The organism is Streptomyces aureus (assembly GCF_001418135.1).
Lineage (GTDB): Bacteria > Actinomycetota > Actinomycetes > Streptomycetales > Streptomycetaceae > Streptomyces > Streptomyces aureus_A.
Map to the genome: position 1 here is coordinate 1 of NZ_LIPQ01000345.1, position 8,618 is coordinate 8,618.

Below are 8,618 nucleotides of genomic sequence, written 5' to 3' on the forward strand. Positions count from 1 at the left end.
GCCCTCCCCCCGCGCGGGAGCCCGCCCAGCCGCCGCCGAGCCGCGCGGAGGCCGTGCGCTGGCTCGCCACCGCCGGCACCGGATGGGTCCTCCGGCGCAGCCGCGACCTGCTCCCGCAGCTGCTGCTGCTCGCCGGCGCGGAACTGCGCCACTGGGCCGACGGCACCGGAACCACCCCCCTCGACGCGCGCGCGGACGACGCCCTCGCCGCCGCCCTCGTGGCCACAATGGGGAGATGAACGGGCGCTGGGAGTTCTGGATCGACCGGGGCGGCACCTTCACCGACATCGTGGGCAGACGGCCCGACGGCCGGCTCGTCACGCGCAAGGTGCTCTCCCACGATCCCGCCCGGCGTCACGACGCCGCCGTCGCCGGGATCCGCCTCCTCCTCGGCCTCGGGCCGGGCGAACCCGTCCCGGCCGACCGGATCGCCGTGGTCAAGATGGGCACGACCGTCGCCACCAACGCCCTCCTGGAGCGGCGTGGCGAGCCGACCGTCCTCCTCGTCACCGAGGGCTTCCGGGACGCGCTCCGCATCGCCTACCAGAACCGGCCCCGGCTCTTCGACCGTCACATCGTGCTCCCCGAAGCGGTCTACGCGCGCGTGATCGAGGTCCCCGAGCGGGTCGACGCCCACGGCCGCGTGGTCCGGCCCCTGGACGAGCAGGCCGTCGCCGATGCGCTCGCCGCCGCCCACCGAGACGGTCTGCGCTCGGCCGCCGTCGTCCTGCTGCACGGCTACCGCCATCCCGCGCACGAGGCCCGGATCGCGGCGATCGCACGCGACACGGGCTTCACCCAGGTCAGCTCCTCGCACGAGGTCAGCCCGCTGATCAAGCTCGTCCCGCGCGGGGACACCACCGTCGTCGACGCCTACCTCTCGCCGGTCCTCCGCAGATACGTCGACGAGGTCGCCCACGAACTCGCCGGAATCCGCCTCATGTTCATGCAGTCCAACGGCGGACTGCGCGAGGCGGCGCACTTCCGGGGCAAGGACGCCGTCCTGTCCGGACCCGCCGGAGGTGTCGTCGGCATGGCACGTACCTCGGCACACGCGGGCCACGACCGGGTCATCGGCTTCGACATGGGCGGCACCTCCACCGATGTGTCGCACTACGCCGGTGCCTTCGAGCGTGAACTCGGTACACAGGTGGCCGGCGTGCGGATGCGGGCGCCGATGATGAGCATCCACACCGTCGCCGCGGGCGGCGGGTCCGTGCTGCACTTCGACGGACGCCGCTACCGCGTGGGCCCCGACTCGGCGGGCGCCGTCCCCGGACCCGCCTGCTACCGACGGGGCGGACCGCTCACGGTCACCGACGCCAACGTCATGCTCGGCCGTGTCCAGCCCGCCCATTTCCCCGCCGTGTTCGGCGAGAGCGGTGACCTGCCACTGGACGCCGACGTCGTACGGGAGCGGTTCACGGCCCTCGCGGAGCAGGTCGGCGGCGGCCGCACCCCCGAGGAGGTCGCCGCGGGCTTCCTGGAGATCGCCGTCCTCAACATGGCCAACGCCGTCAAGAAGATCTCCGTCCAGCGCGGCCACGACATCACCCGCTACGCCCTCACCAGCTTCGGCGGCGCGGGCGGTCAGCACGCCTGCGCCGTCGCCGACGCCCTGGGCGTCGACACCGTGCTCGTCCCCCCGCTCGCCGGGGTGCTCTCCGCGTACGGCATCGGACTCGCCGACGCCACCGCCATGCGGGAGCGGTCCGTCGAGGCGGAGCTCGACGCGCCAGGCACCCCCGTGCGCGTGAAGGCCCTCTGCGCCGAACTCGCCGACGGCACGCGCGCGGAGCTCCGCGCCGACGGCCTGCCGGACGAGGCGGTCACGACCCACGCGCGCGTACTCCTGCGGTACGCGGGCACCGACGCGAGCCTCCAGGTCGACCTCGCGTCCCCGGACGACCTGAAAGCCGCGTTCACGGCGGTGCACCGCGCGCGGTACGCCTTCACCATGGACCGGCCTCTCGTCGTGGAGGCGGTCTCCGTGGAGGCCGTCGGCCGGGCGGGGCCGCACGGGCCCGCCCCTGCCGGTCCCGCCGCCGGTCCCGCCGCCGACGCGGACGAGCGTCCGGCGGAAGGCTTCGGCGAGCCCGTCCCGCACGCCACCGTCCGGATGTTCAGCGCCGGCACACCCCACGACGCTCCCCTCCACCGGCGCGCCGACCTGCGGCCGGGCGGCGCGGTGGAGGGGCCGGCGATCGTCGCCGAGGCCGACGCCACGACCGTCGTCGACAGCGGCTGGCGGGCCACCGTGACCGACACCGGACATCTCCTCCTGCACCGTGTCACCCCCCGCCCCGCGCGCGTGGCGGCGGGCACGGACGTGGACCCCGTCCTCCTGGAAGTCTTCAACAACCTCTTCATGGCCATCGCCGAGCAGATGGGCGTCCGCCTGGAGAACACCTCCCAGTCCGTCAACATCAAGGAACGCCTCGACTTCTCCTGCGCGCTCTTCGACGCCGGGGGCAACCTCATCGCCAACGCTCCCCACATCCCCGTCCACCTGGGTTCCATGGGCGAGTCCATCAAGGAGGTCCTGCGGCGACGCGGCGACGACCTGCGCCCCGGCGATGTGTACGCGATCAACGACCCGTACCACGGCGGCACCCACCTGCCCGATGTCACGGTCGTGACGCCGGTCTTCGACGAAGCCGGCGCCGAACTCCGTTTCCTCGTCGCCTCACGCGGCCATCACGCGGAGATCGGCGGGATCACCCCCGGCTCCATGCCCGCCTTCAGCCGGACCGTCGACGAGGAGGGCGTCCTCTTCGACAACTGGCTGCTCGTACGTGACGGACACCTGCGCGAGGCCGAGACACGGGCCCTGCTCACCGGCGCCCCCCACCCCTCCCGCGACCCGGACACCAACCTCGCCGACCTCCGCGCCCAGATCGCCGCCAACGAGAAGGGCATCGAGGAACTGCGCCGGACCGTCGACGAGTTCGGTCTCGACGTCGTGCAGGCCTACATGAGGCACGTCCGTGCCAACGCCGAGGAGTCCGTGCGCCGCATCGTCGCCCGCCTGGACGACGGCGCGTACCGCTACGAGACCGACGGCGGGGCGGTCATCCAGGTGGCCGTCCGCGTCGACCGTGAACGGCGCTCCGCCGTCCTCGACTTCACCGGGACCTCCCCGCAACTGCCCGGGAACGCCAACGCGCCCACGGCCGTCGTCATGGCCGCCGTCCTGTACGTCTTCCGCACCCTCGTCGACGAGGACATCCCGCTCAACAGCGGCTGCCTGGAACCGCTGGAGGTCCGCGTCCCGCCCGGCTCCATGCTCGCGCCGCAGCCGCCGGCCGCCACCGTCGCCGGGAACGTCGAGACCTCCCAGGCCGTCACGGGCGCTCTCTACGCGGCCCTCGGCGTCCAGGCCGAGGGCTCCGGCACCATGAACAACGTCACCTTCGGCAACGCGCGCGTGCAGTACTACGAGACGGTCGCCAGCGGCTCGGGCGCGGGCGACGGCTTCGACGGGGCCGACGCCGTCCAGACCCACATGACCAACTCCCGGCTCACCGACCCCGAGATCCTGGAGTGGCGGCACCCGGTCAGGGTCGACGCCTTCGCCGTACGGGAGGACGGCGGCGGGCGCGGCCGCTGGCGGGGCGGACACGGCGTGGAGCGCCGCATCCGGTTCCTGGAGCCGATGACGGTGGCCCTCCTCACCGGACACCGCAGGGTCCCGCCGTACGGCATGGCGGGCGGCGAACCGGGCGCCCTCGGCGAGAACCTCGTGGAACGCGCGGACGGCACCGTCGAGCAGCTCGGCGGCGCGGCCACCACGGAGGTGGGCCCCGACGACGTCCTGGTGCTCCGCACCCCCGGCGGCGGTGGCTACGGCCCGCCGCCCGAGGAGGAGTGACGGGCCGACCCGGCGCCCCGGCCGGCCGTGCTCAGCGCACCGGTGTGAACCGCACCGGGGTACCCGGCACGGCCTGCGCCGCCGCGCCCAGATCCGCCTCACGCACCACCCCGACCACCGGATAGCCCCCGGTCGTCGGATGGTCGGCGAGGAACACCACGGGCCGCCCGTCCGGCGGCACCTGGACCGCGCCCAGAACCATGCCCTCGCTCGCCGGCTCGCCGTGGAGGGCCCGTTCGAGGGCCGGGCCCTCCAGGCGCAGTCCGATGCGGTTGCTCGCCGACGACACCCGGTACGCGCGCGTGACGAGGGTCCGCAGCGCCGCGGCCGTGAACCAGTCGTCGCGCGGCCCGAGCCGGACCCGCAGGACGAGTTCGCCGGGCGGGCCGGGCCACGGGGGAGCGTCGACCGGACCCCGTCCCGCCGCCGTGCCCGTGTCCGGTCCCAGCGGCAGGACCGTCTCCTCGGCCGCAGGCGGCGGCCCCAGGCCGGACAGCAGGTCCGTGGAACGGCTGCCCAGGACCGGTTCGACGTCGATCCCGCCGCCGATCGCCACATACGCGCGCAGCCCGCGCGTGGCCGCCCCGATCTCCAGGACCGACCCGGCGGGCACGCGCACCGCCGTTCCCCAGGCCGCCGGACGCCCGGCCACCTTTACCGGGCACGGCGCCCCGCCCACCGCCACGGTGACCGCGCGACGGGGCCTCAGGGCGCAGCCGTCGACGGTGGTCTCCAGGACGGCCGCGGTCTCCGGATTGCCGACGAGCCGGTTGACGAGGCGTACGGCCGCCGGGTCGAGAGCGCCGGAGCGGGGCACCCCGAGATGCGCGTAGCCGGTACGCCCCAGGTCCTGCACGGTGGTCAGCGCCCCGGCCCGGACCACGACGACGGCCCGGTCGGTCATCGTCCGGCCCCCGTCACGACGCCCACCGCAGTGAAGCGGACCCGTGTGCCCGGAGCCAGCAGCGCGGCCGGCTCCCGGCCGGTGTCCCACAGCACCGCGTCCGTCGTGCCGATCAGCTGCCAGCCACCGGGGGAGGAACGCGGGTACACGCCCGTGTACGGCCCTGCCAGGGCGACCGAGCCCGCCGGGACGGCCGTACGCGGAGTGGCTCGCCGAGGCACCCCGTACCGCTCGTCGAGTCCCGTCAGATAGCCGAAGCCCGGAGCGAACCCGCAGAACGCGACCCGGAACTCGGCCGCCGTGTGGATCCGGACCGCCGCCTCGACGGACACGCCCCACAGCGCGGCGACCTCGGCGAGATCGGGCCCGTCGTAGCGGACCGGTATCTCGATCGCCCCACCCACGCGCGCGGGGAGCGGCCCGGGCTCCCAGTCGCTCAGCTCGGCCGCGAGCCGGTCCGGATCCGCCACCCCGTCGAGCAGCACCGTCCGCGCCGCCGGCACGATCTCCCGCACGTCGGGCAGCGTCCCGGCCGCCCGGCGCCGCAGCAGCTCCGCGTGGAACGCCTCCGTCTCCTCGCCGCCCGCCAGCTCCACCAGGAGCGCCCGCTCGCCCACGCGCAACGCGCGCGGGGCGGTGGACCTCACGCGAAGGCCTCCACCCGTACACCGGAAACCTGGAGGCGCTCCCGGACCCGCCGTGCGAGGTCCACCGCGCCCGGGGTGTCGCCGTGCAGGCACAGCGACCGCGGCCGCACCGCGACGGAACTGCCGCAGTGCGCCGTGACCACCCCGAACCGGGCCATGGCCACCGACCGTTCCACCACGGCGTCCGGGTCACTGACGACCGCCCCGGCCTGCCCGCGCGGCACCAGGGTGCCGTCCGCCCGGTAGGCCCGGTCGCCGAAGGCCTCGGGGACGACCGGCAGCCCGGCCTCCGTCGCGGCCTCGTGCAGCCGCGACCCCGGCAGCCCCAGGACCGGCAGCGTCCGGTCCGCGAGCAGGACGCCCTCGACGACCGCGGCCGCCTGCTCCTCGTCCCGGACCACCCGGTTGTAGAGCGCGCCGTGCGGCTTCACGTACGCCACGCGCCCCCCGGCCGCCCGCGCGAAGACCTCCAGGGCGCCGATCTGGTACGCCACCTCGGCCGCCAGTTCCGCGGCCGGCACGTCCATCGAGCGCCGCCCGAAACCGGCCAGGTCCCGGTACGAGACCTGCGCCCCGATCCGTACCCCGCGCGCGGCGGCGAGCTCGCAGACCCGCCGCATGGTGGCCGCGTCCCCGGCGTGGAAGCCGCAGGCCACGTTGGCGCTGGTCACGACGGACAGCAGCTGCTCGTCGTCGGTGAGCGTCCAGCGTCCGAAGCCCTCACCGAGATCGGCGTTGAGGTCGATCAGGGCCTCGGCCGGGCTCTGGTCCGGGGGCGTGCGCATCTGCACCTCGCAGAAGAGGGGACCCGTGCCGGGGCGGCACGGGTGACCGTACGATGCCGTCAACGTAGAGGATTGTTGAACGATCCGACAAGATGACGACAGGGGGCGCCGTGGCAGCGAGTGAAGCCGGGGACCTGACCGACGACCGTGTGCTGCTCGGGCGCACGAGCACGGCCGAGCGGGTCGCGGACATCCTGCGCACCCGGGTCGCCGAGGGCTACTTCCCGCCCGGCACCCGGCTCTCCGAGGAGGGCATCGGCGGCGCGCTCGGTGTGTCCCGCAACACTCTGCGGGAGGCCTTCCGGCTCCTCACCCACGAGCGGCTGCTCGTCCACGAGCTCAACCGCGGGGTCTTCGTCCGGGTCCTGGCGGTCGACGACGTGGACGACATCTACCGCACCCGCCGGCTCGTCGAGTGCGCCGTCGTACGCGGCCTCGGACAGCCCCCGTACGCCCTCGACGCGCTCGCCGTGGCCGTGGCGGCGGGCGAGACCGCCGCCCGCGCCGGCGACTGGCACGGCGTCTCCACGGCCAACATCCACTTCCACCGCGAACTCGTCGCACTCGCGGGCAGCGCCCGTACCGACGAGCTGATGCGGGGCGTCCTCGCCGAGCTCCGCCTCGCGTTCCACGTCGTCGACGACCCGCGGGTGCTGCACGAGCCGTACCTGGCGCGGAACCGCGAGATCCTGGACGCCCTGCGAGCCGGTGAGCGGACCACGGCCGAAAGGCTCCTCGTCCGTTACCTCGACGACTCCCGCACCCGCGTCGCCGCCGCGTACGCGAGGGCCGTCGACACCCCGGCGGGACCGGCGGACCGACCGCCCCGAGCCCCCGATCGAGACCGGTCGCATCTGCGCCGTTTCGACCGTTGTCAGTTCGAGGACCTAATCTGTCCACCGTGACTTCGCCTGCCTCGACGGACCTCGCTCCGCCCCAGCTCAGCGCGGGGCCGCGGCCCGCGCAGGGTCCGGCCGCCGACGAAGGGCTCGCGCGGCGCCTCCGCGCGCTCGCGTGCACCGCCCCGCTGCACGACCTGGACGCGCGCAAGGCGAACCTCGCGGGTGAGTACACCGTCTACGCGATGGCCGAGGTGGCCCTCTCGGCGATCGACCTCATCACGCTGAACATGGACTTCGACACCGGCGCCGACCACGAGCAGATCGTCGCCCGCCTGCTGCCCCGCGTCGCCGCCCAGGCGCCCACCCGCCCCGCCGCCGAGCACGAGCGCGTGGCCCGCTGGGTCCTGGAGAACCTGATCAACGTCGGCAGCGTCGACCGCGGCTTCCGCGCCGTCTACGGCACCTTCGGCACCGACGGCGTGTACGTCCGCAGGGACTACGACTTCAAGCTCATCGAGGAGGTCCCGGGGTACGGCGGCGGTGTCTACCTCCGGACCACCGACGAAGCGGTCAACGTCCTGGTCGGCGCCCTCGACACCGACGTCACCAGCGCCCAGATCGCCGCCGAGGTGAAGCTGGAGGTCCTCATCAGCCGGGGCCGCCTGGCCGACGCCCAGCTCGCCGCCGAGCAGGCGCGGTACCGGACCGTGCAGTACGCCGAGACCCTCCGCAAGACCCTGGAGGCCACCCGGCGCAACGTGCGCGCGGTGGACTGGCTCCACACGGTGCCCGACATGATCGCCGAGGCGCTCGACCACGTCGCCGACCGCTACCGCCACGAGAACGCGATCCTCACCAACATCCGCAAGGCCCGCGACGAGGCCGAGGCCACGTCCGACGCGAAGACGGCCGAGCACAAGCGGCGGGCCGCCGAGCTCGTCGACATAGTGAAGGACTGCATCCGGCGCCACACCCAGCTCCAGTCCCGCCTCCTGGACGCCGGGCCCCTCTTCCGCGCCGAGCAGGACCGGCAGGCCTTCGCCGCGCCCACGTCGTACACCGGCCTCGACCTGTACGGGCAGCTCGTGGCGCCGACCCTGCCGCTCCCCGTCGAGCAGGCGGCCAAGGTCACCGACGCGTTCTTCGCGCGCGGCACCGGTCTGCGCACCCCGGCGTCGGTGCGGCTCGGCGACCTCGTCGACCTGCTGCTGACCCCACCCGTGGAGCGCGAGCACCTCGGCGCCGAGATGCCCGAACCCGACCTCATCGCGACCCCGGACGACTCCCGCTTCAGCGAGGAGCAGCTCGCGAGCGCCATGCGGCTGCTCGACCTGGAGCACGACGCCCCGCGGCGCCTCTCCGGGCTGCTGGCCGAGGCCCGCGAGCTCGACGGCGACCTGCCGTACCTCGTGGCCCTCCTCGCCGTCCACGCCGCGAGCCCCCCGGTCGGCACGGCCTACCGCCAGGGCGAGGAGCGCCTGCTCTTCGCGGTCGACGACGGCACTCCGCTCGACGACCCGGAGTTCGGCGGCGCCGACCTCATCGTCGGTACGGCGCTGCTCGACGCCG

Annotated in this window: 6 protein-coding genes and 1 pseudogene; 4 read left to right on the top strand and 3 right to left on the bottom strand. The window is 74.5% G+C overall.

The annotated features are described in order from the left end of the window. Together AOK00_RS26280 and AOK00_RS26285 are read left to right on the top strand one after the other, a co-directional pair. A pseudogene (locus AOK00_RS26280) lies at positions 1-239 on the top strand (SGNH/GDSL hydrolase family protein); the annotation flags it as partial. Further along, positions 236-3,871: a hydantoinase B/oxoprolinase family protein gene (locus AOK00_RS26285; RefSeq protein ID WP_055602735.1), complete on the top strand. Its 3,636-nt coding sequence runs from the start codon at positions 236-238 to the stop codon at positions 3,869-3,871. The pseudogene AOK00_RS26280 and the gene AOK00_RS26285, both read left to right, overlap by 4 nt. A gap of 31 nt (positions 3,872-3,902) precedes the next feature. Here AOK00_RS26285 and AOK00_RS26290 read toward each other — a convergent pair whose 3' ends face one another. The 3 genes from AOK00_RS26290 to AOK00_RS26300 are packed head-to-tail and all read right to left on the bottom strand — an operon-like array spanning position 3,903 to position 6,207. Then, complete coding sequence (locus AOK00_RS26290) at positions 3,903-4,775, bottom strand: biotin-dependent carboxyltransferase family protein (protein ID WP_055602736.1); 873 nt, start codon at positions 4,773-4,775, stop codon at positions 3,903-3,905. Continuing rightward, a complete protein-coding gene (locus AOK00_RS26295; protein WP_055602737.1) occupies positions 4,772-5,422 on the bottom strand; it encodes a 5-oxoprolinase subunit B family protein in 651 nt (216 codons plus the stop codon). Before AOK00_RS26295 ends, AOK00_RS26290 begins: the two co-directional genes overlap by 4 nt. Continuing rightward, a complete protein-coding gene (locus AOK00_RS26300; protein ID WP_055602738.1) occupies positions 5,419-6,207 on the bottom strand; it encodes a LamB/YcsF family protein in 789 nt (262 codons plus the stop codon). The genes AOK00_RS26295 and AOK00_RS26300 overlap by 4 nt, the downstream gene beginning before the upstream one ends. Before the next feature lie 110 nt (positions 6,208-6,317). On the opposite strand from AOK00_RS26300, the gene AOK00_RS26305 reads away from it, so the two are divergent. Both AOK00_RS26305 and AOK00_RS26310 read left to right on the top strand, forming a co-directional pair. Next, positions 6,318-7,112: a GntR family transcriptional regulator gene (locus tag AOK00_RS26305; protein WP_437441450.1), complete on the top strand. Its 795-nt coding sequence runs from the start codon at positions 6,318-6,320 to the stop codon at positions 7,110-7,112. Further along, a partial coding sequence (locus AOK00_RS26310; protein ID WP_055602739.1) for a hypothetical protein occupies positions 7,109-8,618 on the top strand: 1,510 nt, incomplete at its 3' end. The genes AOK00_RS26305 and AOK00_RS26310, both read left to right, overlap by 4 nt.